Source organism: Thalassobaculum litoreum DSM 18839, assembly GCF_900102465.1.
Taxonomy (GTDB): Bacteria; Pseudomonadota; Alphaproteobacteria; order Thalassobaculales; family Thalassobaculaceae; genus Thalassobaculum; species Thalassobaculum litoreum.
Genome location: NZ_FNBW01000002.1, coordinates 64,838 through 87,070 on the forward strand (window position 1 = coordinate 64,838; position 22,233 = coordinate 87,070).

A 22,233-nucleotide genomic window follows, 5' to 3' on the forward strand; every position below is an offset into this window, starting at 1 on the left:
ACCGCAGCAACTGGGGAGCCGAAACCAGGCGTCAACCCTTGATCATTCCGCGCTGCGGTGCATGTTAGAAGGGTTGAATGATATCCTTGGAGATGCCCCCATACCCGATATGAACGCGTTCCCCTCCGACAAGAACGACGCCCTGGCGATCAAGAAATTCGCCGTGATCGGCGCCGGTGCCTGGGGCACCGCGCTTGCCATCACCGCCGCCCGCGCCGGCGCCGAGGTCACTCTCTGGGCCCGCGATCCGGCCCTGTCCGCCGCCATCAACCGCGACCGTATCAACGCCCAACTGCTGCCGGGCTACGACATCCCCGACGCGGTGAGCGCGACCTCCGACATGGCCGAAGCCGTGGCCGGTGCCGACGCGATCCTGCTGGTCGTTCCCTCCCAGGCCATTCGCGATATCGGCGAGCGCGTGCATGCCGTTGCCGCCCCAGGCGTCCCCGTGGTCCTGGCCAGCAAGGGCGTGGAACGCGAGAGCGGCAAGCTGATGACCACCGTGGTGGCCGAGGCCATGCCCGGCCGGCCGATCGCCGTGCTCTCCGGTCCCAGTTTCGCCTCCGAGGTCGCCGGCGGCCATCCGACGGCGGTGACCATCGCCTCGGCCGATGCCGCGGAGAACCCGCAGGACGGTCTCGCCACACGGCTGTCCCTGGCCCTGGCCACCCCCTCCTTCCGCCCCTACATCTCCGACGACCTGATCGGCGTCGAGGTCGGCGGCGCGGTGAAGAACGTGATCGCCATCGCCTGCGGCATCGCCAGCGGGTCGGGCTTCGGTGCCAATACCTGGGCCGCGCTGATCACCCGCGGCCTGGACGAGATGAAGACCCTGGCCCAGGCCCTGGGCGGCCGGCGGGAGACCGTCACCGGCCTGTCCGGCATGGGCGACCTCGCGCTGACCTGCTCTTCGGAACAGTCGCGCAACATGTCCTTCGGCAAGGCGCTCGGCGAGCGCCAGCGTCAGGAGGATCTGCTCAGCAACCGCCGCAGCGTGGTGGAAGGCGTGGTCAACGCCGTCTCCGTCACCGACCTCGCCCGCAAGCTGGGCGTGGAGATGCCGATCTGCGAGGCGGTGCGCTCCATCGTCGCCGACGGCGTGGAGATCTCCGAGGCCATCGGCCGCCTGATGGAACGTCCGCTCAAGGCCGAGCCGGCGGCGATGAACATCACCATCCCGCACGGGAACGAAGACGACGTCGAGGACTACGTATCGGAGATGCTGCCATGACCCGGACCGACCCCAGCAAGGCGGACGTCGTCCTGGCGACCGATCTGGACGGCACCTTCCTCGGCGGCACCGACGAGGAGCGGTCCAGGCTCTACGCCACGATCGACGCGAACCGCGATCGGGTGTCCCTGGTCTTCGTCACCGGCCGCGACATCCCCTTCATCCGTGAACTGACCGGCGACGGCTGGGTGCCGAAGCCGGACTTCGTGATCGGCGATGTGGGCACCACCATCGTCCAGGGTGCGGATTTCGATACCGTGCCCGAACTTGAGGCCGATATCGCCCGGCGCTGGGGCGATGCCGGCGACCGGGTCCGCGAGATGCTGGCCGATGTGGACTGGCTGGACCTGCAGCCGACACCGTTCCGCTACCGCGTCAGCTACTACTACGATCCGGACCGGTACGACCCGGCGGTGGCCGAGCGCATCGAGGCGGCGGGCTTCGACTGCCTGACCTCGGCCGGCACCTATCTGGACGTGCTGCCCAAGGGCGTGAGCAAGGGTCCGACCCTTCTGCGGCTGGTGGATCATCTGAACATCGATCCGGACCGCGTGCTGGTCGCCGGCGACACCATGAACGACCTGTCGCTGTTCGAGACCGGGCTGCGCGGCGTGGCGGTCGCAAACAGCGAACCGGACCTCGTCTCGCGCGTTAGGTCCTTGGAGAACACCACAATCAGCCGCGGCAATGGCGCCGCCGGTATTCACGAGGTGATCGAAACACTGACAAGCCTTCGGGGGGCAGCGGCATGAAATCCGATCTGGTCATCGTCTACCATCGTCAGCCTTACGAGGAAGTCGAGGTCGACGGAAAGATCGAACTCCGGCCGAACAAGAGCCCGAACGGGATCGTGCCGACCCTGAAGAGCTTCTTCGGCGAGGTCTCTCACGGGTCCTGGATCGCCTGGAAGCTCCGCGAATACGGCGAGATGGCGGATTGGGAGCAGGTGGTCACCATCAGCGACGATTTCGGCGACTACAGCGTCTCGCGCCTCGCCCTGACCGCGGATCAGGTGAACAGCTTCTACGCCGTCACCTCCAAGGAGGCGCTCTGGCCGATTCTGCACTCCTTCGTCGACGCCTACGATTACGGCCCGGTGGACTGGCCGACCTTCCAGGAGGTGAACTTCCTGTTCGCCCAGGCCGCCGCCGAGCAGGCCGCCGACGACGCCATCATCTGGATTCACGACTACAATCTGTGGCTCGTCCCGGTCTACCTGCGGCAGATGAAGCCGAACGCGCGGATCTCGTTCTTCCACCACACGCCGTTCCCCTCGCCCGACGTGTTCAACATCCTGCCCTGGCGCAACGAGATCATGGACAGCCTGCTGCATTGCGATCAGGTGGGCTTCCACATCCCGCGCTATGCGGTGAACTTCGCCAATGCCGCCCGCACCCTGTTCGAGGTCTCCGTCGAGGAGGAGATCGAGGTGGAGGACGGGATGTCGCCCCGCGGCATGGCCCTGTCCGAGCCGACGATCATCACGCGCCTCAAGTATCACGACCAGCACGTGAACATCGACGCCTTCCCGGTCGGCACCAACGTCAACTACATCGAGGAGGTCGCCCGCTCGGAGGCGACCGAGACCAAGCTGGCGGAGATCAAGGAAGAACTCGCCGGCAAGCGCCTGATCGTCTCCGTGGCCCGCACCGACTACACCAAGGGCACCAAGGAGATGCTGGAGTCCTTCGAGCGGTTGCTGGAGCGCCGCGAGGACCTGCACGGCGAGATCCGCCTGATGTGCGTCTCTGTGCTGGCGAACCAGAACATGGCCGTCTATCGCCGGGTGCAGGAGGAGATCGAGGGCCTGGTGGGCCGCATCAACGGCCGCTTCGGCACCTTCGAATGGACGCCGATCATGCTGTTCACCGGTGCGGTACCGCTGGAGGACCTGATCGCCTATTTCCGCGCCGCCGACGTGTGCTGGCTGACGCCGCTGCGCGACGGGCTGAACCTGGTCTGCAAGGAGTACTGCGCCGCCCGGATCGACGAGCAGGGTTGCCTGGTGATCTCCGAGTTCATGGGCGCCGCCGTGCAGCTCCCCTACGCGGTGATGACCAATCCCTATTCCGAGCGTTTCATGGATGCCGCCATCGACCAGGCGCTGGACATGAAACCGGAGGAGCAGCGCGCCCGCATGCAGATGATGCGCCGCAACGTGAGCCACTACGACATCGTGCAGTGGTCACAGCATACGATGCAACGCTTCGAAGAACTGGCGGAGAGCCGCGCCGGACGGCCGGTCAGCCACAAGAAGTCCGCCGCCGCCGAATAGATACGTCGGCGCCGGGCTCTTCCGACCGGCTCAGGCGCTTTCCTTGACCGTATGGACGTGGTTCAGCGGACCGTGCCCTGCGCCGTAGCCCGGTGCCGTGGCGATCGCCGTGGTCACGTATTTCCGCGCCCGTTCCACCGCCTTCTCCACCGCCAGACCCTGCGCCAGGCCGGTGGCGATGGCCGAAGCCAGGGTGCAGCCGGTGCCATGGGTGCTGGTGCCGGCGATGCGCGGGCTCTTGAACGCGCGCACGCCGTCCTCCGTCGCCAGCAGGTCGACCACCGTATCCGACGACAGATGCCCGCCCTTGAGCAGGACCGCCGGCGGGCCGAGCGACAGCAGCATCTCGGCGGCGTGGTGCATGTCGTCCACGTCCTTGATCGTCATGCCGGTCAGCAGCTCCGCCTCCGGCAGGTTCGGCGTCAGGAGATGGGCGCGCAGGATCAGCCGAGCCTTCAGTACCTGCATGGCATCCGGATCGAGCAGCGAATGGCCGCCCTTGGCGACCATTACCGGGTCGACCACCAGCGGGACATGCATGGCCTTCTCTTCGATCACGTCGACGATCGTGTCGATCACCGGCCCGGAATGCAGCATCCCGGTCTTGATCACATCGGCGCCGAGGTCGTCGAACAGCAGGTCGAGCTGCTGACGCAGGAACGGGATCGGCACCGGATGGACACCGAAGACACCCTTCGTGTTCTGCGCCGTCAGCGCCGTGACGGCGGTCATCGCGTAACCGCCGAGCGCGGTCACCGCCTTGATATCCGCCTGAATACCCGCCCCACCGCCGGAATCGGACCCGGCGGCAATCAGAACACGCCCTCGCATCGACCTTGGCATGACCGCTGTCACTCCGCCGCTCTGGTTCCAGTTTGCTCGATTGCGTCCACGACCCGATCGACCGCGGCCACCACTTCACCTTCGTCGTCGCCCTGGGCCATGACCCGGATAAGCGGCTCCGTACCCGACTTGCGGATCACCAGACGTCCGGCATCGCCCAGCTTCGTCTTGCTCGCCTCGATCGCCGCCTTCACCGGATCGGTGGCCAGCGGATCGCCGCCGGCGAAACGCACGTTGCGCAGGATCTGCGGCATCGGCTCGAACACGCGGGCGACCTGGGACAGCGGCTTGTCCGCGCGCTTCATGGCGGCCAGCACCTGCAGCGCCGCCGCGAGGCCGTCGCCGGTGGTGCCGTGGTCCGACAGGATCATATGCCCGGACTGCTCGCCGCCGACGTTGTAGCCGCCCTCGCGCATCGCCTCGAGCACGTAGCGGTCGCCGACCTTGGCGCGCACCAGCTCCAGCCCGATGCCGTTCAGATAGCGCTCCAGCCCGAGATTGGACATCACCGTGGCGACCACGCCGCCGCCGCTGAGACGTCCGTCCACCAGCCACGAGCCGCCGATCAGGCCGAGGATCTGGTCGCCGTCCAGCTTGTGGCCGGTCTCGTCGGCCAGGATCAGCCGGTCGGCGTCGCCGTCCAGCGCGATGCCCACATCGGCGCCCTCGGCCTCGACCCGGGCCATCATCGCTTCCGGCGCGGTGGCGCCGCAGCCGTCGTTGATGTTGAAGCCGTCCGGCGACACTCCCATGGGGATGACCTCGGCGCCGAGTTCGAACAGCACGCGGGGGGCCGCCCGGTAGGCGGCGCCGTTGGCGCAGTCGATCACCACCTTCACGCCGTCCAGGCGCAGGTCGCGGGGAAAGGTCGACTTCACCACCTCGATGTAGCGGCCCTGCTCGTCTTCCAGGCGCCGAGCCCGGCCGAGCGCGTCGGAACCGGCCAGGGGCAGGGTCTGCCAGCGGGCCACCATCTCCTCGATCTCGGCCTCGACCGCATCGGACAGCTTGTAGCCGTCGGGGCCGAACAGCTTGATGCCGTTGTCGTAGTACGGATTGTGCGAAGCGGAGATCATGACGCCGAGATCCGCCCGCATGGATTGGACCAGCATCGCCACCGCCGGGGTCGGCATCGGGCCGACCAGCACCACGTCCATACCGATGGAGGTGAAGCCCGCCACCATCGCCGGCTCGATCATGTAGCCCGACAGCCGGGTGTCCTTGCCGATGAGAACCAGGTTGCGGCGGCCGTGGTCGGATCGGAACCGGGCGCCGGCGGCCATGGCCACGGCCATGGCGGTCGCCGGTGTCATCGGCTCGGCATTGGCGCGGCCGCGGATGCCATCTGTTCCAAAGAGTGTACGGGCCATGGGCGCTTCAGAATCTTTCGATCGTTTCGACATTTATAACGTATTGCATCTTTAAAGGGGATTAACGCGTCGGGCTCAACATTCCTGCAGGATCGCCCGCCGCAGAGCGAAAGCCTGTGCCGTCTCCGCCGCATCGTGTACCCGCACCGTCTGGGCGCCCAGGTCGGCGCCCGCCAGGGCCAGGGCCAGCGACCCGGGCAAGCGGTCATCGGCCGGCTCGCCGCGGGACAGGACCGCGATGGAGCTCTTGCGCGATCCACCGAACAATACGGGCCTCCCCATCCCGTGCAGCAGGGCCAGCCAGGCCGTCACCTGTATGTTGTGGATCGCGGTCTTGGCGAACCCGAAGCCCGGATCGACGACAAGCCGCTCCCGGGCGATCCCCGCCGCCTCCGCCGCCGCCAGACGGGCGTGGAGCTCGTCATAGACCTCCAGCGGCGCGCACTCGTAACGCGGGTCGGCCTGCATCGTTCCCGGCTCGCCGCGCATATGCATCAGAATGACCGGACAGTTCCGGGCGGCCAGCAGCGCCGGAGCGTCGGGATCGTGGGTCAGCGCGGAGACGTCGTTGACGATCGACGCCCCGGCGTCCAGTGCCGCCCGCATCACCGGCGCCTTGCGGGTATCGACGGACACGCAATGCCCCTCGCCCGCCAGCACCTCGATCACCGGTACGACCCGGTCGATCTCCTGGTCGATCGACACCTCGGCTGCTCCCGGACGGGTGGACTCCCCGCCGATGTCGAGGATCCGCGCCCCTTCTTCGGCGAGCCGGCGGCCCTGGGCGATGGCGGCGTCCCGCGAGGCGAAGCGGCCGCCGTCGGAGAAGCTGTCCGGGGTAACGTTGACGATCCCCATGATCGCCGGCCCGTCCGTGCTCCAGACGGGGTCACGCGGCACGGTCAGGCGGTCAAGCAGCCCGGACGGCAAGATATCCGGATCGAGATCGGCCACCGGCACGGTCTGCAGCCGCACCGCGTCGACATCCCGGCGGATCAGATCGAGCGACCGGAAGGCGATGGGTCCGCCCGCCAAAGGCAGGCCGTCGCCGGCCGCCACCGCAGCCTCGGCGGAAGCACCGTAGACCAGGTCCGCGGGACGGGCATATCCAGGCTGTGGAAGGGCAGATACCGAGAGCCCGCGCCTGGGCGCGGGCTCGAAAATGATGGGCAGTGTCATGGGAGAGACCCTCTCCGGTGGGCAGACCCTAGCCGGGCAGGTCAGTCGCCGGGTTGCGGATCGGGCTCCATGCCGCCACCGGGCGCGGTGCCGCCGGTCGGCACAGAGGCGCGTCGGCCGGGGCCGCTCGGCTTGGACGGCTCGTCGCGGCCGCCGCGATCGATCGTCCCGCTCGCCAGCAGTTCCTGAATATCGTCGCCCGACAGGCTTTCGTATTCCAGCAGGCCCTTCGCCAGGGTGTGCAGGTCGTCCATGTTCTCTTCCAGGATCCGGCGGGCGTCGTCATACGCCTCGTCGGTCACCCGGCGGATCTCCTCGTCGATCACATTGGCGGTCGCGTCGGAGACGTTCTTCTGCTGGGTCACCGAATGGCCGAGGAACACCTCCTGCTGATCGGCGGAGTATGCCAGGAAGCCGAGCTTGTCGCTCATGCCCCATTCCGTGATCATCCGGCGCGACATTTCCGTCACCATGCGGATATCGGAGGAGGCACCGGTGGTGATCCGCTCCGCACCGAAGATCAGATCCTCGGCAATCCGGCCGCCACAACCGACCCGCAGGTCGGCTTCCAGCTTCGCCTTGGAGAGCGAGATCCGGTCGCCTTCCGGCAGGCGCATGACCATGCCCAGGGCACGGCCGCGCGGGATGATGGTCGCCTTGTGGATCGGGTCGCTGTCCGGGCAGTGCAGCGCGACGATGGCGTGACCGGCCTCGTGATAGGCGGTCAGCTTCTTCTCCTCGTCGGTCATGACCATGGAGCGGCGCTCCGAGCCCATCATGACCTTGTCCTTGGCTTCCTCGAACTCGGCCATGCCGACCACGCGCTTGCCCTTGCGGGCGGCGAGCAGCGCGGCCTCGTTGACCAGGTTGGCGAGGTCGGCGCCGGAGAAACCGGGGGTGCCGCGGCCGATGGTGCGCGCGTCCACGTCGGGGCCGAGCGGCACCTTGCGCATATGCACCTTCAGGATCTTCTCGCGGCCCAGGATATCCGGGTTCGGCACGACGATCTGGCGGTCGAAGCGGCCCGGACGCAGCAGCGCCGGGTCGAGCACGTCCGGACGGTTGGTCGCGGCGATCAGGATCACGCCCTCGTTCGCCTCGAACCCGTCCATCTCGACCAGGAGCTGGTTCAGGGTCTGCTCGCGCTCGTCGTTGCCGCCGCCGAGGCCGGCGCCGCGATGGCGGCCGACCGCATCGATCTCGTCGATGAAGATGATGCAGGGGGCGTTCTTCTTGCCCTGCTCGAACATGTCGCGGACACGACTGGCGCCGACGCCGACGAACATCTCGACGAAATCGGAGCCCGAGATGGTGAAGAACGGCACATTGGCTTCGCCGGCGATGGCGCGGGCCAGCAGCGTCTTACCGGTACCCGGAGGGCCCACCAGCAGACAGCCCTTGGGGATCTTGCCACCCAGACGCTGGAAGCGCTGCGGGTCCTTCAGGAACTCGACGATCTCTTCCAGCTCGGATTTCGCCTCGTCGATGCCGGCGACGTCGTCGAAGGTGACGCGCCCGGTCTTCTCGGTCAGCAGCCGGGCGCGGCTCTTGCCGAAACCCATGGCCTTGCCGCCGCCGCCCTGCATCTGGCGCATGAAGAAGATCCACACCGCGATGAACAGCAGCATGGGGAACCAGCTCAGCAGGATCTGGAACAGCCCGGAAGTGCCCTCTTCCGGCGGGGCCGCGGAGATGCGCACGCCGGAGGTGTTCAGTTTCGGGACCAGCTCGGCATCCTGCGGCGCATAGGTCTGGAAGGTGCTGCCGTCGGAGAAGCGGCCGGAGATCTGCTGGCCCTGGATGGTGACCTGGTTCACGCGCCCGCTCTCGACTTCGGACAGGAAGTCCGAATAGGCGAGACTGCGCAGGCCGGTACGCGGGGAGGATCCCTGGAACAGGTTGAACAGCGCCACGAGCAGGACGCCGATAATGATCCAGAGAGCAAGATTCTTGCCGAAATTGTTCACGTCTTCAGCCTTCCATTGGCCATCGGCCCATCGATCCGTCGCTCACGCGTCGCCAGCAGGTGGATCACCACCCCAAATTGATGCGAGTCGGGCGCCCTCCGTTCGCCAAGCACAAGGTGGGGGAGCGCAACCACCCCGTCAAGGTCAGTCACAATCGGCCAGGCGAGTCTGGCCGGGTGCGGGAGGGCGCGCGCGGCGTCCGGAAGCCGCGCGTCCAGACCTAAACGCTTGATCCGCCGCCAGCCCTCCGCCCCGCAGGGTCCGACATTTATCGGCGCCGCCGTTTTGTTGCGTATGAGGAAGCGACCGTCCCAACAGGCCGTCTGTCCGCCCGGTATGCACAGCGGCGGCGCGCAGGCCACTTCCTCGCGCATCACGGTGAGGGTGTCGCCGTCGATCTGGAGCAGGCATCCCCGCAGGGTCCGACGCCGGGCGGCTGCCTCGTCCGCCAGCCAGTCCATGAGCCCGGCCATCGCCGCCGTGCCGGGCGGATACCCCGCCGCGCCCGCTATCCGCAGCACGGCGCGCAGTATCGCCGCGGTGAAGTCCGGCGGCGCCGCGTCCAGGGCGGTGCGGTCGAGCCTGCAGGTGCCACAGGGATGGATCACCGCATGGCGCACGAGCCAGCCCCGCACCTCCCGGTCCATGGCGCGGCGCGCACAGCCCATGGCCTCCGCCAGACGGGCCAGCCGGTCCGCCGTCAGGCCGACCGCGTCCAGGGCCGGCCGCAGCCGCCGCAGGTCGGCCCGCGTGAACCGAGGGTCGGCATTGGAGGGGTCCTCGGCATAAGCGAGGCCGGCGACGCGGCAGGTCGCGACCAGACGTTCCTTCGGCAGCGCCAGGAACGGGCGGACGAGCCTGATCCCTCCCCGCCACGTCACCGGCGCCATGCTGGCCAGCCCCTCGGGACCGGTATCGCGGTCTATGCGGTGCAGCACCGTCTCGGCCTGGTCGTCGCGATGATGGGCCAGCAGCAGGGTCGTCGCACCGGCGCCGTGGCAGGCCTCCGTCAGCAGCGCCAACCGCGCCTCCCGGGCCGCGGCCTGAAGGCCCGCCCTGGGCTTGCGGCCGTTCCAGGCGAGTATCCGATGGGAATGCCCCAGCTCGGCCGCCCGCCGGGCCACCTCGGCGGCCTCCGCCGTGGCCTCGGGGCGCAGGCCATGGTCCACGGTCAGGACCAGCAGCGGCCGCTGCCGGAGCCGCGACCACCGATCGGCGAAATACAGCAAGGCGGTGCTGTCGGGCCCGCCGGATACGGCCAGCGCGACCGGTCCATGGCGGTCCGGGGCATCCGGCTGCTCGTGCAGGACGGCGTCCAGCAGGGCTATCCCGTCCGGCTCATCCAGCGGGGCGTCGGCCCGGTCCGTCTCCTCCCCGGCGGCCGAGACTATCCGCCGCAGTTCAGTGCCTTGGTCTCGTTGATCATGCGGCGCTTGATGTTGGTGGGCGCCTTGGGGAAGTCCTCGTTGAGCTTGGCGAAGGTCGTGCACGCCTCCTCCTTGCGGTCGATCCGGGCCAAGGCCATGCCGAGCTTCAGAAGATTATCGGCCGCCTTTGGACTTTTCGGATAGCTCTGGTAGCCCCCCAGAAACGCGACGGCCGCCTCTTCGTAGCGTTCGCGCGCGTAGTACGTCTCGCCGAGCCAGTACTGGGCGTTCCCGGCAAGGGGATCGTCCGGATGGGCCTCAAGGAACGCCTTGAAGGCCGCTTCGGCGGTCGGCAGATCATGTTTCACGAGATGGTCGAAGGCGGCCTTGTACTGGTCCTCGACGGACGCGTCCGCCGGCAGCAGCGCCGTCTGGGTGGCCGCCGTGTCGCTCGGCGGCGGCGTGGTCGCCTTCAGGGTGGAGAGATCGTTGCCCGTGAGCGTTCCGAGATCCTGCGGCTTCGCACCGGTGGTCGGCCCCGTCGTCGATCCGCCGGTAGTGGCGGGCGGCGTCGCCTCGGTGCGCGGGCCGGTCTGGCCGGTGGCGTCCTGCTGCCCGGATGCCGCACCGGCATCGCCGCTCAACTCGCGGAAGCGGATGTCGGTGTCGGTCTGCATTCGGTCCATGCGGTCGGAGACGTTCTGAACCTGATAGCCCAGTTCCTCGACCCGGCCGGTGACCCGGCGCAGATCGGCCTCGATCTGCTGCAGCCGAATCTCGATCCGCGCCAGCGGCGAGCCGCCGACACCGTCGGGCTGGGAGAGCTGGGTGGTCTGGTTCGCCGTGACCGAGGCGGGCGGCTGGCCGCCGGCATAGACCGACCGCTGGAGATCGGCCAGTTCCCGCTCAAGCCGTGCCATCCGGTTGAGCAGGCCGCTGACGTCCTGCTGAGCTGAGGCGACCGTCGGAACGGCGGCGGACAAGAGGAGGATCAACACTACGAAGCGCATCATGGTCCCAGTCTCCAGGATGCTCGCGGCGGAATTATGGCGCGGTGGCCAGAATGCCGCCGCAACCGCTCCGCCAAAACGAACCGGTCAAAAAAGAACGGCGGCGCCCTGTCTGGGCACCGCCGTCCATTACGCGATCGCGAACCGTCAGTTGAGGACGGTGACGCCGCGGCGGTTCTCGGCCCAGGCCTGCTCGGTCGACGCCGGGTTCACCGGACGCTCCTTGCCGTAGGAGATGGTGTTCAGACGGCTCGGGTCGATGCCGAGGGAAACCATGTAATCCTTGACGGCGGAGGCGCGACGCTCGCCAAGCGCCAGGTTGTACTCGCGGGTGCCACGCTCGTCGCAATGGCCCTCGATGGTGACCGACGTGCTTGGATACTTGCGCAGGAAGAACGCCTGACGCTCAAGCGTCGTGCGGGCCTCGCCGTCAAGAGCGGAGCTGTCGAAGTCGAAGAAGACGCGATCGCCAACATTGACGACAAAATCTTCGGCGCTACCCGGAGCCGGACCGGTCGGGGCCGTCGCCGTGGTGGAACTGGTCGGCTGCACGTTGCCGCCCGAACCGGTATTTGCCGACTCGTCGGGTGCGGTCTCGCAAGCGGCGAGCAGCGCGACGGCAGCAAATACGCTGAGAAACTTGATGCGCATGATAGGTGTGTCCCTCTGGAGAATTCTGTGGTGCCGGGCGCCCCGCCCCCCTCGTGGTCCAAATGACCCGGCCTGTCCGGGCCCGGACTCGTCGAGCCGGACTGCACAGTTTCCCGACAGCCGACCACGAGCGTTTTTCCTTATAGCTTCTAATTGATTAGCGAAGCAAGGGGCTCCACGCCGGATCGGATGCATCCAGGGGGGTGATCACCTCCCGTTCGTTATAGCCGGTAAGGTCGATCGTGTACAACTTTGAGGTGCCACCGCGGCCGCTCCGGTCGGACGGCGTCTGCTTGAAATACACCAGAACGCGCCCGTTCGGCGACCAGCTCGGCGCCTCCACGAGGAAGCCCTGGCTGAGCAGGCGCTCGCCGGACCCGTCGGGCCGCATCACACCGATGTGAAAGGTGCCGCCGGTGATCTTGGTGAACGCGATCAGATCGCCACGCGGCGACCAGACCGGGGTGGCATAGCGGCCGTCGCCGAAGCTGATCCGCTTCACGTTCGAGCCGTCGGCCGCCATCGTGTAGAGCTGCTGCGAGCCGCCGCGGTCGGAGTTGAACACGATCTGGCTGGCGTCCGGCGCGTAGGTCGGCGACGTGTCGATCGAGCGGGTGTTGGTGAGCTGCGCCACCCGTCGGGTGCGCAGGTCCATGGTGTGGATGTCGGTCACGCCGTCCTTGGCCAGGCTCATGATCACCCGGTTTCCGTCCGGCGAGAAGCGCGGCGCGAAGGTCATGCCCGGGAAGTCGCCCAGGACCTCCTGCTGACCGGAATCCAGGTTGAAGATGTAGACCCGCGGCCGGTTCTGGTAATAGGCGAGATAGGTGATCTCCTGCACCGTCGGCGAGAAGCGCGGGGTCAGCACCAGGGTGTTGCCATCGGTCAGGAACTTATGGTTCGCCCCGTCCTGATCCATGATGGCGAGCTGCTTCTTGCGCCGGTTCTGCGGGCCGCTCTCGGCGATGTAGACGAAGCGGGTGTCGAAATAGCCGTCCTCGCCGGTGATCCGCTTGTAGATCATGTCCGACACGATGTGCGCCGCCCGGCGCAGGGATTCCTCGATCGCCGTCAGCGAAGTGCCGGTCATGTATTGTTCGGCGAACACATCCCATAGGCGAAATTCTATCCTATATTGTCCCGGAGAGGGGATCGTCACCCGGCCGTGAACCAGGGCCTGGGCACTGATCTGACGCCAGTCGCCAAATCGCGGCGGCGTGTCGAAATCGAGATCGCTCTGGATGAACGCCTTGGGGTTGATCGGCTTGAACAGGCCCGAGCGCTCCAGATTCGAGGAGATGATCTCGGTCATGGTCCGGCCGACCCGGGTGGCCTCCACGCCCTCGCCCTTGAAGTCGGCGATGGCGACGGGCAGCGGGTCGACCCGGCCCTGTGTGATGTCGATCCGCAGCTCGCTGCGCGCCGGAGCGGCGAACCCGCCGACGCCGGCCGCGCCGACCAGACCGGCCAGCGACAGGCGGGCCAGATCGCGCCGTGACATGGAGACGTCGACGGTCGGGCGCGGCGGACGCGGCGCGGTCACCGGTTCGGACGACAGGGGAACCGCGGCCAGGGCGGCGTCGGAGCTGTCGGTCATGACAGCATGTCCTTCGGATCGAAGGTGATCGTGAAGTTTTTCCATGTGTCGTACTTCTCCGGCGGAAGTTGCAGCGGGGAACAGTTCGGCGATTTCAGTGCCCGCAGGGCGGACTCGGCGGCGGACCGGTAGAACGGATCGTTCTGCATCCGCGACGTATCCACCACCTTGGAGGACCGCACGGTGCGGTCCGGATTCATCGTGACTTCGATCTCGACCACCAGGTTGGCGGCGTTCTTGGCGCCGGCCGGCACCAGCCAGCAGCTGCTGATCTGCTGGCGGATCGCGTCCATCTCCGAGACCGAGAGCTTCTGGTTCGGATCGAAGCTGGAATTGCGTGCGGTCGTCTTCGAGTCGGGCGACGGCGGCGACTCGGCCGCCGGCTTCGGCGCGTCCTTCTTCAGGTTCTGAACCGTCTTCAACACGTTGAGGAAGTTGTCCGCCTTCTTCTCCGGCTCCTCCTTCTCAGGAGTCTTCGGCGCTTCCTTCTCGGCGACCTGCTTCGGGCGCTCCGGCGGGGTCGGCCGGGTGACCGGGACCGGTGCCGGCGCCTGGTCCTCGACGCGCTCGACCTTCGCGACCTCGGGCTGCTCGGGCTTCGGCACCTCCGGCTTGGGCACGTCCGGCTCGGGCTTCTCCACGGGGATGGGTTCCGGCTTTTCCGGCTCGGGCTTCGGCGGCTCCGGCTTGGTCGACGGCACGGGCACGGGTTCGGCCTTCACCGCCGGGGCCGGCTCGGGCGGCGGCGCGGCCTTGGCGGCCTGGGTCGGCGCCGGAGCAGGCGCGGGCTTCGCGGTCTCCTTCGGGGCCGGAGGCGGCGGCGGTGTCGGCTTGGCCGCCGGCGGGGGCGGCGGCGGCGGGGTGCGATCCGGCTGGGACGCGGAGTCCGGCGGCGGCGGCGGCGTCTTGTCCGGCGTGGTCTTCTCCACCGGAGGCGGCGCGTTCGTGACCTCAGCGACGGTCACCACGTCGACGACCACCAGACGGTTCTCGATCAGCTCCTCGCGGGCAAGCTTCGGCAGGCCGAAAACGGCCAGCGCCAGCACTCCGGCGTGCAGCAGGATCGAAAAGATCAGAGCCACGTTCATGTTCGCTCGTCACGCTCCTCGTTGGGCCGTCACCGGTCCGGCACGACAAGGTCCATCCGCGGACCCTGCGATCCGGCCGTCAATTGGCGCCCGCCGACTCCTCCGGAAGCTCCGCCAGAAGAGCGACCCGGGAGAACCCGGCAGAACTGATCTGGCCCATGACCTCCATGACGGATCCGTAGGCAATAGACTTGTCGCCACGGACAAAAATTCTGAGATCGGGATTCGCACCCGACACCGCCATCAGCTTCGGGACCAGCTCGTCGCGGGAAATGGCGGTCTCCTGCAGGTACAGGCTGCCATCGGCCCGGACGGTCACCACCAGCGGCTCGACCTCGTCGGTCAGCTGGGCCGCTTTGGTCTTGGGCAGGTCCACCGGCACGCCGACGGTCAGCAGCGGTGCCGTCACCATGAACACGATCAGCAGAACCAGCATCACGTCGACGAACGGCGTGACGTTGATCTCGCTCAGCGGCGGGTTCCGGCGACGGCGGGAGCCGTGCCCGGTTCCCCGTTTGATGAGTCCGCCGGCCACGTCCTACCGTCCCTCGTCCAGCTGCCGCGACAGGATCGAGCCGAACTCGGTGGCGAATCCCTCCAGCCGGCCGGAATACCGGGCCAGATCGCTGGACAGCTTGTTGTAGGCGACGACCGCCGGGATGGCCGCGACCAGGCCGAGGGCGGTGGCGAATAGCGCCTCCGCGATGCCCGGCGCGACGACCGCGAGGCTGGTGTTCTTGGAGGCGGCGATCGCCTGGAAACTGTTCATGATGCCCCAGACCGTGCCGAACAGACCGACGAACGGCGCCGTGGACCCGACCGACGCGAGGAAGGTCATGCGCTTCTCCAGCGCCTCCATCTCCCGGTTTATGGTCAGATTCATGATCTGGTCGAGCCGGTCGCGCAGGCTGGCGCGCAGGTCGTTGGACCGCTGGGTCAGGCCCTTGGCCGCCGAGCGGCGCCACTCGCGCATGGCCGAGGAGAAGATCGACGACATCGGGTCGGCCGGGTGGCTGCCCATGCGGTCGTACAGGTCCTCCAGCGAACCGCCGGACCAGAATGCGTCCTCGAACTCATGGGCGCGGCGGCGCATGCGGCGCATCTTCAGGATCTTCTCGAAGATGATCGCCCAGCTCCAGATCGACGCCACGACAAGGAGCAGCATCACCACCTTGACCACGGGGTCGGCCTGCATGAACAGGCCCCACATGCTCATCTCGTGGGACAGGGCCACGGCGGGCGCCGCAAGTCCCGGCGTCGCCAGACCCGAGGCCGCGTTCTGGGTCGTATCGACCACCGCTTGTGCAAGTTGCTCCATCGACTTCCTCTTCCTCGCTGCCGATGCCCGGCCGTCAAGTCCGTAACTTCAGGCCGGGGCACCGCCGCCGACCAGATCCCGTATTCTCTGGGGTAGCCGTACCGGCCGCCCCCGCTTGTTCACCCCGGCGATCACCAGGTCCAGCACCACCAGGGGCTCGGACTCGCCCTGGCGGACCACTTCCTGCACCGCCTCCAGCGCCGCGCCGCGCACCCCGGTGATCCGGGTGACGACTTCCAGGGCGTCGTCGAGCACCGCCGGTGCGCGGTAGTCGACGGTGCAGCGCCGCACCACGAAGGCGAAATCCTCCTGCTCGCGCATCTCACGCTGTTCGACCCCGCCGGCGCGGAGGAATTCCGTCCGCGCCCGCTCGGCATACCGCAGATAATTGGCGTGGTAGACCACCCCGCCCGCATCCGTATCCTCGTAATAGACACGCACGGGGAACCGGAAGGGATCAGACATCGTCCTCCCCTCGGCCGAGCAGGTCGAGTTGCGGCTCGATCGCCTTCGGCGGCGTGAGGCAGAGATAGCGCCAGCCCGCCGCCGACAGGATACGACCGCGCGGCGTGCGCTGGATCAGCCCCTGCTGCATCAGATACGGCTCGATGACCTCCTCGATCACGTCGCGCTGTTCGCCCAGCGCCGCCCCCAGGGTCTCCGCCCCCACCGGGCCGCCGCCGTAGTTCTCGGCGATGCAGCCCATGTAGCGCCGGTCCATGGCGTCGAGACCGCGCTTGTCGATGTCGAGCCGGGTCAGAGCGGCATCGGCCAGGACCGCGTCGACGACCTTCTTGCCGGCGACAGCGGCGAAGTCCCGCACCCGGCGCAGCAGCCGGCCGGCCACGCGCGGCGTACCACGGGCGCGCCTGGCGATCTCGCCGGCTCCGTCCTCGGTCAGGCCGAAGGACAGCAGATCGGCCCCGCGCTTGACGATCCGGGTCAGTTCCTCCGGCTCGTAGAACTGCAGGCGCAGGGGAATGCCGAAGCGCTCGCGCAGGGGCGTGGTGATCAGGCCCGACCGGGTCGTCGCGGCGACGAGCGTGAACGGCGCCAGATCGATGCGGATCGATCGCGCGGCTGGCCCTTCGCCAATGATGAGGTCGAGCTGAAAATCCTCCATGGCGGGATACAGCACTTCCTCTACGGCAGGATTAAGGCGATGTATTTCGTCAATAAACAGGACATCGCGCGGCTGCAGGTTGGTCAGAAGGGCCGCGAGATCGCCGGCCTTGGCGATCACCGGGCCGGAGGTCGCGCGGAAGTTCACGCCGAGCTCGCGCGCCACGATCTGCGCCAGGGTGGTCTTGCCCAGCCCCGGCGGGCCGAACAGCAGGACATGGTCCAGCGCCTCGCTGCGCCCCCGCGCTGCATCGATGAAGACCTTGAGGTTCTCGCGCAGCTTTTTCTGGCCGGTGAAGTCGTCGAGGGTCTGCGGGCGCAGCGTAGTCTCCGCCATATCCTCCGGCAGCCGGTCGCCGTCGATCAGGCGGTCGCCATCCTCAAGCGCGGCGTCCTCCGCTTCCTCGTCCCAGTCGCCGCTCATCCGGCCAGTTCCTTCAGCCCGCCGGTGATCAGCCGGTCGAGGGCCGCGTCGGCGCCGAGCGCCGCCTGGGCCACCTGCACCGCGCCATAGGCCTCGGCCCGGCCGTAACCGAGATTGACCAGGGCGGAGACGGCGTCGTTCAGGGTGTCGCCGCCGGCGGCCTTGACCGCCGCGTTGCGGGCCGCGGCCGGCGCATCGGCGGCGATCCCCAGCGCCACGTTGACGGTCTTGTCCTTGAGCTCGTTGACGATGCGCGTCGCCAGCTTCGGGCCGACCCCGTCGGCGCGGGTCAGCAGGGTGCGGTCCTGGGCGGCGATAGCGGTGAACAGCTCGTCCGGCGACAGCACGGTCAGGATCGACAGCGCATGCTTGGCGCCCACCCCCTGCACCGTCTGCAGCATACGGAACGACGCCTTCTCCGAGCCGCTGGAGAAGCCGTAGAGGTGGATGTGGTCCTCGCGGACATGGGTCTCCACCTCGACCTTCACCGCCTCGCCCACATTTCCGAGCGCACTCAGCGTGCGGCCGGAGCAGAAGATCAGATAGCCGACGCCGTTGACATCGATCACCGCCTGACCGTCGCCGGAGCCGTCGAGAATGCCCTTCAGGCGCGCGATCATGAGCCGCCTCCTCCTACCGGTTCCTTGGCGGCCGCTTCCTTGGCCAGCGCCGCCGCGATCGCCCGCTCCAGCCCCGGCGCCATGTCGGTCACCGCCCCGGTCTTGCGCGCCGCCACCCCGGCCGACTGACCGAAGGAGGCGCGCGACTGGACGTAATGGGCGTGGCAGACCGCCACGGCGAGGGCATCGGCGGCGTCCGGGCTCTTGATAACTGCACCGGGCAGCAAAGTGGCGATCATCGCCTGCACCTGTTCCTTGGCCGCGTTGCCGGTGCCGACCACCGCCTTCTTCACCCGCTTGGGCGCGTATTCGGCGACCCGCAGCCCGGCCTTGGCAGGGGCGAGCAGCACGACGCCCCGGGCCAGCCCGAGCTTCAAGGTGCTCTCCGGGTTGCGGTTGACGAAGGTCTCCTCGACCGCCGCCTCGTCCGGCTTGAAGCGGTCGATCAGGTCCAGGATGCCGTCATAGAGCTGCACCAGGCGGGTGGCGATATCGGCGCTGCCGTCGGAATGCACGGTGCCGTCGGCGACGTGACGCAGGCGCACGCCGTCGGTCTCGATCACCCCCCAACCGGTATTCCTGAGGCCGGGGTCGAGCCCGATCAGCCGCATGCGCGTCTCCGTGATGCCGCCTCCTGCAACCCGATTCCGGGATCAGGCGGATAGTTTCGCCATGACGTCGTCGGCGATGTCGAAATTCGCCGAGACCTGCTGCACGTCGTCATTGTCTTCCAGGGTGTCGAACAGCTTGATCAGCGTGCCCGCCTGGTCCTCGTCCACCGCGACGGTGTTCAGCGGCTTCCAGGTCAGGCCGGCCGACTGCGGCTCGCCCAGCGTGGCTTCCAGCGCCTCGCGCACGGTGTTGAAGTCCTCCACCGGGCAGGTGATCTCGTGTTCCGCTTCGGTGCTCTCGGCGTTCTCGGCCCCGGCCTCGATCGCCGCCTCCAGCACCTCGTCGGCGCTGCCGACCTCGGCCGGATAGATGATCTGACCGACCCGGTTGAACATGAAGGACACCGAGTTGGTCTCCCCCAGGTTGCCGCCGAACTTGGAGAAGGCGGCGCGGACTTCCGAGGCGGTGCGGTTGCGGTTGTCGGTCAGCGCGTCGACGATCATGGCCACGCCGCCGGGGCCGTAGCCCTCGTAGCGCACGTCCTCCCAGTTGGTGTCGTCGCCGCCGCCCGAGCCCTTCTTGATCGCGCGTTCGATATTGTCCTTGGGCATGTTCTCCTTGCGCGCGGCCGCGATCGCGGTGCGCAGCGCCGGGTTCGATGCCGGATCGTCGCCGCCGGTCTTCGCCGCGACCTGAATCTCTCGGGTCAGGCGGGTGAAGATCTTGGCGCGCTTCTTATCCTGCGCGCCCTTGCGGTACATGATGTTCTTGAACTGGGAATGACCGGCCATTTCCAAACGCTCCCGTCCGCGACCGTTCGTGGCGCGAATCGCTTCTCTATACCAGATGTAGGGGTTCGACGCACGGCTTCAGCCCTGTCGCCCCGGCACCGACGCGGCGCCGCGCGGGGGTGTAGCACAGGCGGGGGTGTGGGGTGAACTGCCTCGCGTTTATCTCACGTCCGTCATCCCGGTTTGGCCCGGATTTGATCCGGGGCAAGGCCGGGACCGAGCACTCGACCGGACGGGCTGGGTCCCGGCCCGAGCCCGGATCATGTCCGGTCTCGTCCGGGATGACGTGGTAGTTGGATAGAGGACGTGCCCCCTCACCCCACCGGCATCGTCTCCGCCAGCAGCCCGCCGACCCGCACCGGTTCGGCGCTGATCGCCAGGCCGGTGCGGTCGTCGGTCACCACGAAAATCCCGCAGACCGTCGCCTCGCCGTCCGCCGCCTCGAGCCGCGGGGTCGGCAGCTTGGTGGTGAAGCGTTTGACCGGGTATTCCTTCTTCATCCCGATCACGCTGTCGTAGTCGCCGCACATGCCGGCGTCGCTCTGATACGCCGTGCCGTTGGCCAGCACCATGACGTCGGCCGTCGGCACATGGGTGTGGGTGCCGACCACCAGCGACACCCGGCCGTCGAAGGCGTGGCCGAAGGCCATCTTCTCGCTGGTCGCCTCGCCGTGGATGTCGAGCAGGATGAAATCCACGTCGCCGCCCAGCGCGGTGCCGTCGATCGCCTTCTCAACCGCGGCGAAGGGGTCGTCGAGCGGATCCATGAACAGCCGGCACATGGCGTTGATCACCAGCACCCGGCGGCCGTCGCGGGTCTCGTGCACCACCGCGCCCTTGCCCGGCGTGCCCGGCGGGAAGTTGATCGGGCGCACCAGACGGTCGTCGTCGGCGATGGCGTCGAGGATCTCGCGCTGGTCCCAGACGTGGTTGCCGGTGGTGATCACGTCGACGCCGACGTCGTAGAGCTCGCCGCAGATCTTGGCGGTGATGCCGAAACCGTGGGCCGAGTTCTCGCCGTTGACAACGACGAAGTCGGTCTTCAGGTCCCGCATCAGCGCGGGGAGATGATGGATGACCGCCTCGCGGCCGGACCGTCCGACGATGTCGCCGAGGAACAACAGACGCACGTTCTACTCCGAAATATCGATGAAGCCGGCCTCGGTCACGAAGCCGTTCAGCAAGGCGTCATGCGCCCCGGCGGGCACCGCGTCGACCTCCTGGCCGGCGAAGGCGACGCCGATCGCCTGGATCGTCTGCCATTCGCGCAGGGCCGCGAGCGTGCGGTCGTAATAGCCGCCGCCATAGCCCAGGCGCCGTCCCCTTCGGTCGAAGGCCAGCAGCGGCACCAGGAGCAGGGTCGGGTAGACCACTTCGGCCTCGGGCCCCGGCTCCGAGGTGCCGTAGGGGCCGGGCACCAGCTCCTCGTCCGGCTCCCAGGCGCGGAAGATCAGCGCCTGCTTGTCGTCCGGCACGACCGGCAGGGCGATGCGGCAGCCGGCCGACCAGAGCGCGGTCAGGCAGGGCCGCGGGTCGATCTCGTCGCGCATCGGCCAGTAGCCGGAGACCACGGTCCCGGAAGACGGCGCAACCGCCCCGGAAAGATGCATCGCCAGCCGGTTGGCCGCGTCGGCCGTGTCGGCGGCCAGCGCCTCGCGCTGGCGGGCCATGCGCTGACGCAGCTCGGCTTTGGCGCGGCTGAGTTCTTCTGGGTCGAGAATGGGATCGGTCATCACGGCTCTAGGGTCAGGTCGAAAGGATTCCCGCAGCCGCACGGCCTCTGAAGACACGCGGCCCGCTGGGCACATGCCCTAGGAAGTTCAGTGCGACGGAGCCGCCTCGGCCGTTGGCATTTGCATACCCTCTGTGGCCTGCATAGCAGGTGGGCGCCGCGATTCCGAGACCACGGTCCCGAAAGAGGCAGCTCCCTCAGAGAGATTATAGCCCCAGGGGTAAAGTGCGGCCTGACAAACCGCGCCGCCCCGTCGCTGATCCCAACGTAAACCCGGACCCGGCAAATTCAAGCGAAGATGTAGCTGTCAGTGCGGTCGGCATCGAAGACGGCACCGGGGGAAGGCCACGAAACGGCGGTTCAGGCGCCTTCCAGGCGGCCGGCGATCCGCTCGATCCGCTCGGCCAGACCCTCGATGGCGAGCGACATGTCCTCCAGCTCGTTGGGCGAGAACTCCTCGTCCCCCTCGTCGACCTCGTTGGCGGCATCGCGCAGGTCCATGAGCTCGTCGGCCACCAGCAGGCTGGCCATCACCAGCAGGCGGGTGTCGCCGACCTGGCCGACCTGTTCCACCATGTCGGCCACATGGGCGTCGACCATCTGGGCCAGCTCGCCGAGCCGCTTCTCCTGGCCGTCCTCGCAGGCGATGCGGTAGGACTTGCCGTTGATGCTGATATCGACCTGGGCCAAGGATCAGGGCTCCAACACGAGTTTGAGCTGACCGATCGCCTTGTCGAGCCGCTGCTCGACCTGATCGGCCGCCTTGGAGAGTTTGGCGTAATCCCGACGCATTTCGGACAACTCGCCCGTCACCGCGGAGCCGTCTCCACCGGATTCGTCGAGTCCTTCCAGCGCCTTTTCAAGACGGGAGACCGCCTTGTCCAGCCGTTCACGTGCCGCATTCAGCCGAGACATTCCCGCCGTCCTGGTCCGCCAATCCCGTCCACCGCCGGCGATTCGTCGCCCGAAACCCGCGATGTACCCCCTGAAACGAAGGAGTTAAGTCCCGTCCTTGAGGTGCCGTATGATATCCGCC

22 protein-coding genes, 1 other RNA gene and 1 pseudogene are annotated in these 22,233 nt (G+C 67.8%); 3 read left to right on the forward strand and 21 right to left on the reverse strand.

Going from position 1 to position 22,233, the window contains the following annotated elements; translation table 11 throughout:
• Nucleotides 1-109 precede the first annotated feature (109 nt).
• From BLS34_RS03455 to ggpS, 3 genes are read left to right on the forward strand one after another with little or no spacing between them, the layout of a single operon-like run.
• Nucleotides 110-1,231, forward strand: coding sequence for an NAD(P)H-dependent glycerol-3-phosphate dehydrogenase (locus tag BLS34_RS03455; protein ID WP_169400842.1), 1,122 nt, complete (start codon nucleotides 110-112; stop codon nucleotides 1,229-1,231).
• Nucleotides 1,228-1,983, forward strand: coding sequence for an HAD-IIB family hydrolase (locus tag BLS34_RS03460; RefSeq protein WP_028793970.1), 756 nt, complete (start codon nucleotides 1,228-1,230; stop codon nucleotides 1,981-1,983). The genes BLS34_RS03455 and BLS34_RS03460 overlap by 4 nt, the downstream gene beginning before the upstream one ends.
• Nucleotides 1,980-3,506: a glucosylglycerol-phosphate synthase gene (gene ggpS, locus BLS34_RS03465; RefSeq protein ID WP_051244429.1), complete on the forward strand. Its 1,527-nt coding sequence runs from the start codon at nucleotides 1,980-1,982 to the stop codon at nucleotides 3,504-3,506. Before BLS34_RS03460 ends, ggpS begins: the two co-directional genes overlap by 4 nt.
• Nucleotides 3,507-3,536: 30 nt before the next feature.
• On the opposite strand, the gene thiD is transcribed toward ggpS, so the two are convergent.
• The 21 genes and pseudogenes from thiD to BLS34_RS03570 all read right to left on the reverse strand — a co-directional run bounded on the left by thiD (nucleotide 3,537) and on the right by BLS34_RS03570 (nucleotide 22,112).
• A complete protein-coding gene (gene thiD / locus BLS34_RS03470) occupies nucleotides 3,537-4,349 on the reverse strand; it encodes a bifunctional hydroxymethylpyrimidine kinase/phosphomethylpyrimidine kinase (RefSeq protein ID WP_028793969.1) in 813 nt (270 codons plus the stop codon).
• Nucleotides 4,350-4,357: 8 nt separating this feature from the next.
• Nucleotides 4,358-5,719 (reverse strand): phosphoglucosamine mutase, encoded by a 1,362-nt coding sequence (gene glmM / locus BLS34_RS03475; protein ID WP_028793968.1) that lies wholly within the window; start codon nucleotides 5,717-5,719, stop codon nucleotides 4,358-4,360.
• 75 nt (nucleotides 5,720-5,794) lie between these two features.
• Complete coding sequence (folP, locus tag BLS34_RS03480) at nucleotides 5,795-6,898, reverse strand: dihydropteroate synthase (protein ID WP_093148213.1); 1,104 nt, start codon at nucleotides 6,896-6,898, stop codon at nucleotides 5,795-5,797.
• Between the two features lie 41 nt (nucleotides 6,899-6,939).
• Entirely contained in the window at nucleotides 6,940-8,865 is a 1,926-nt protein-coding gene (gene ftsH / locus BLS34_RS03485; protein ID WP_028793966.1) for an ATP-dependent zinc metalloprotease FtsH, read from the reverse strand.
• On the reverse strand, nucleotides 8,862-10,355 hold the full coding sequence (tilS, locus tag BLS34_RS03490; RefSeq protein ID WP_093148215.1) for a tRNA lysidine(34) synthetase TilS: 1,494 nt from the start codon (nucleotides 10,353-10,355) through the stop codon (nucleotides 8,862-8,864). Before tilS ends, ftsH begins: the two co-directional genes overlap by 4 nt.
• Nucleotides 10,253-11,245 carry a tol-pal system protein YbgF gene (gene ybgF, locus BLS34_RS03495; RefSeq protein ID WP_051244420.1) on the reverse strand — a complete coding sequence of 331 codons (993 nt, stop codon included), beginning with the start codon at nucleotides 11,243-11,245 and terminating at the stop codon, nucleotides 10,253-10,255. Before ybgF ends, tilS begins: the two co-directional genes overlap by 103 nt.
• A gap of 144 nt (nucleotides 11,246-11,389) precedes the next feature.
• Complete coding sequence (gene pal, locus BLS34_RS03500; protein ID WP_028793965.1) at nucleotides 11,390-11,893, reverse strand: peptidoglycan-associated lipoprotein Pal; 504 nt, start codon at nucleotides 11,891-11,893, stop codon at nucleotides 11,390-11,392.
• A gap of 157 nt (nucleotides 11,894-12,050) precedes the next feature.
• Nucleotides 12,051-13,394: a Tol-Pal system beta propeller repeat protein TolB gene (gene tolB, locus BLS34_RS03505; RefSeq protein WP_028793964.1), complete on the reverse strand. Its 1,344-nt coding sequence runs from the start codon at nucleotides 13,392-13,394 to the stop codon at nucleotides 12,051-12,053.
• A 92-nt stretch (nucleotides 13,395-13,486) separates the two neighbouring features.
• Nucleotides 13,487-14,578: an energy transducer TonB gene (locus BLS34_RS03510; RefSeq protein ID WP_093148217.1), complete on the reverse strand. Its 1,092-nt coding sequence runs from the start codon at nucleotides 14,576-14,578 to the stop codon at nucleotides 13,487-13,489.
• 79 nt (nucleotides 14,579-14,657) lie between these two features.
• Complete coding sequence (tolR, locus tag BLS34_RS03515) at nucleotides 14,658-15,113, reverse strand: protein TolR (RefSeq protein ID WP_028793962.1); 456 nt, start codon at nucleotides 15,111-15,113, stop codon at nucleotides 14,658-14,660.
• Nucleotides 15,114-15,116: 3 nt separating this feature from the next.
• Nucleotides 15,117-15,788: a protein TolQ gene (gene tolQ, locus BLS34_RS03520; RefSeq protein WP_038014659.1), complete on the reverse strand. Its 672-nt coding sequence runs from the start codon at nucleotides 15,786-15,788 to the stop codon at nucleotides 15,117-15,119.
• Between the two features lie 156 nt (nucleotides 15,789-15,944).
• Nucleotides 15,945-16,361 (reverse strand): tol-pal system-associated acyl-CoA thioesterase, encoded by a 417-nt coding sequence (gene ybgC, locus BLS34_RS03525; protein WP_038013939.1) that lies wholly within the window; start codon nucleotides 16,359-16,361, stop codon nucleotides 15,945-15,947.
• Entirely contained in the window at nucleotides 16,354-17,442 is a 1,089-nt protein-coding gene (gene ruvB / locus BLS34_RS03530; protein ID WP_093148219.1) for a Holliday junction branch migration DNA helicase RuvB, read from the reverse strand. The genes ybgC and ruvB overlap by 8 nt, the downstream gene beginning before the upstream one ends.
• The gene (gene ruvA / locus BLS34_RS03535) at nucleotides 17,439-18,062 is read right to left on the reverse strand and encodes a Holliday junction branch migration protein RuvA (RefSeq protein ID WP_028793959.1); all 624 of its coding nucleotides are present in this window, start codon (nucleotides 18,060-18,062) and stop codon (nucleotides 17,439-17,441) included. Before ruvA ends, ruvB begins: the two co-directional genes overlap by 4 nt.
• Nucleotides 18,063-18,214: 152 nt before the next feature.
• Nucleotides 18,215-18,673, reverse strand: a pseudogene (gene ruvC / locus BLS34_RS03540) (crossover junction endodeoxyribonuclease RuvC); the annotation flags it as partial.
• 42 nt (nucleotides 18,674-18,715) lie between these two features.
• Nucleotides 18,716-19,465, reverse strand: a complete 750-nt coding sequence (locus BLS34_RS03545; RefSeq protein WP_093148223.1) for a YebC/PmpR family DNA-binding transcriptional regulator — start codon at nucleotides 19,463-19,465, stop codon at nucleotides 18,716-18,718.
• Between the two features lie 314 nt (nucleotides 19,466-19,779).
• Complete coding sequence (locus BLS34_RS03550) at nucleotides 19,780-20,595, reverse strand: TIGR00282 family metallophosphoesterase (RefSeq protein WP_028793957.1); 816 nt, start codon at nucleotides 20,593-20,595, stop codon at nucleotides 19,780-19,782.
• A gap of 3 nt (nucleotides 20,596-20,598) precedes the next feature.
• Nucleotides 20,599-21,198 carry a 5-formyltetrahydrofolate cyclo-ligase gene (locus BLS34_RS03555; protein ID WP_028793956.1) on the reverse strand — a complete coding sequence of 200 codons (600 nt, stop codon included), beginning with the start codon at nucleotides 21,196-21,198 and terminating at the stop codon, nucleotides 20,599-20,601.
• A gap of 94 nt (nucleotides 21,199-21,292) precedes the next feature.
• Nucleotides 21,293-21,451: non-coding RNA, 6S RNA (gene ssrS / locus BLS34_RS03560), on the reverse strand.
• Nucleotides 21,452-21,557: 106 nt separating this feature from the next.
• Nucleotides 21,558-21,887 (reverse strand): cell division protein ZapA, encoded by a 330-nt coding sequence (locus BLS34_RS03565; RefSeq protein ID WP_028793955.1) that lies wholly within the window; start codon nucleotides 21,885-21,887, stop codon nucleotides 21,558-21,560.
• A gap of 3 nt (nucleotides 21,888-21,890) precedes the next feature.
• Complete coding sequence (locus BLS34_RS03570) at nucleotides 21,891-22,112, reverse strand: DUF4164 family protein (RefSeq protein ID WP_093148226.1); 222 nt, start codon at nucleotides 22,110-22,112, stop codon at nucleotides 21,891-21,893.
• Nucleotides 22,113-22,233 lie beyond the last annotated feature (121 nt).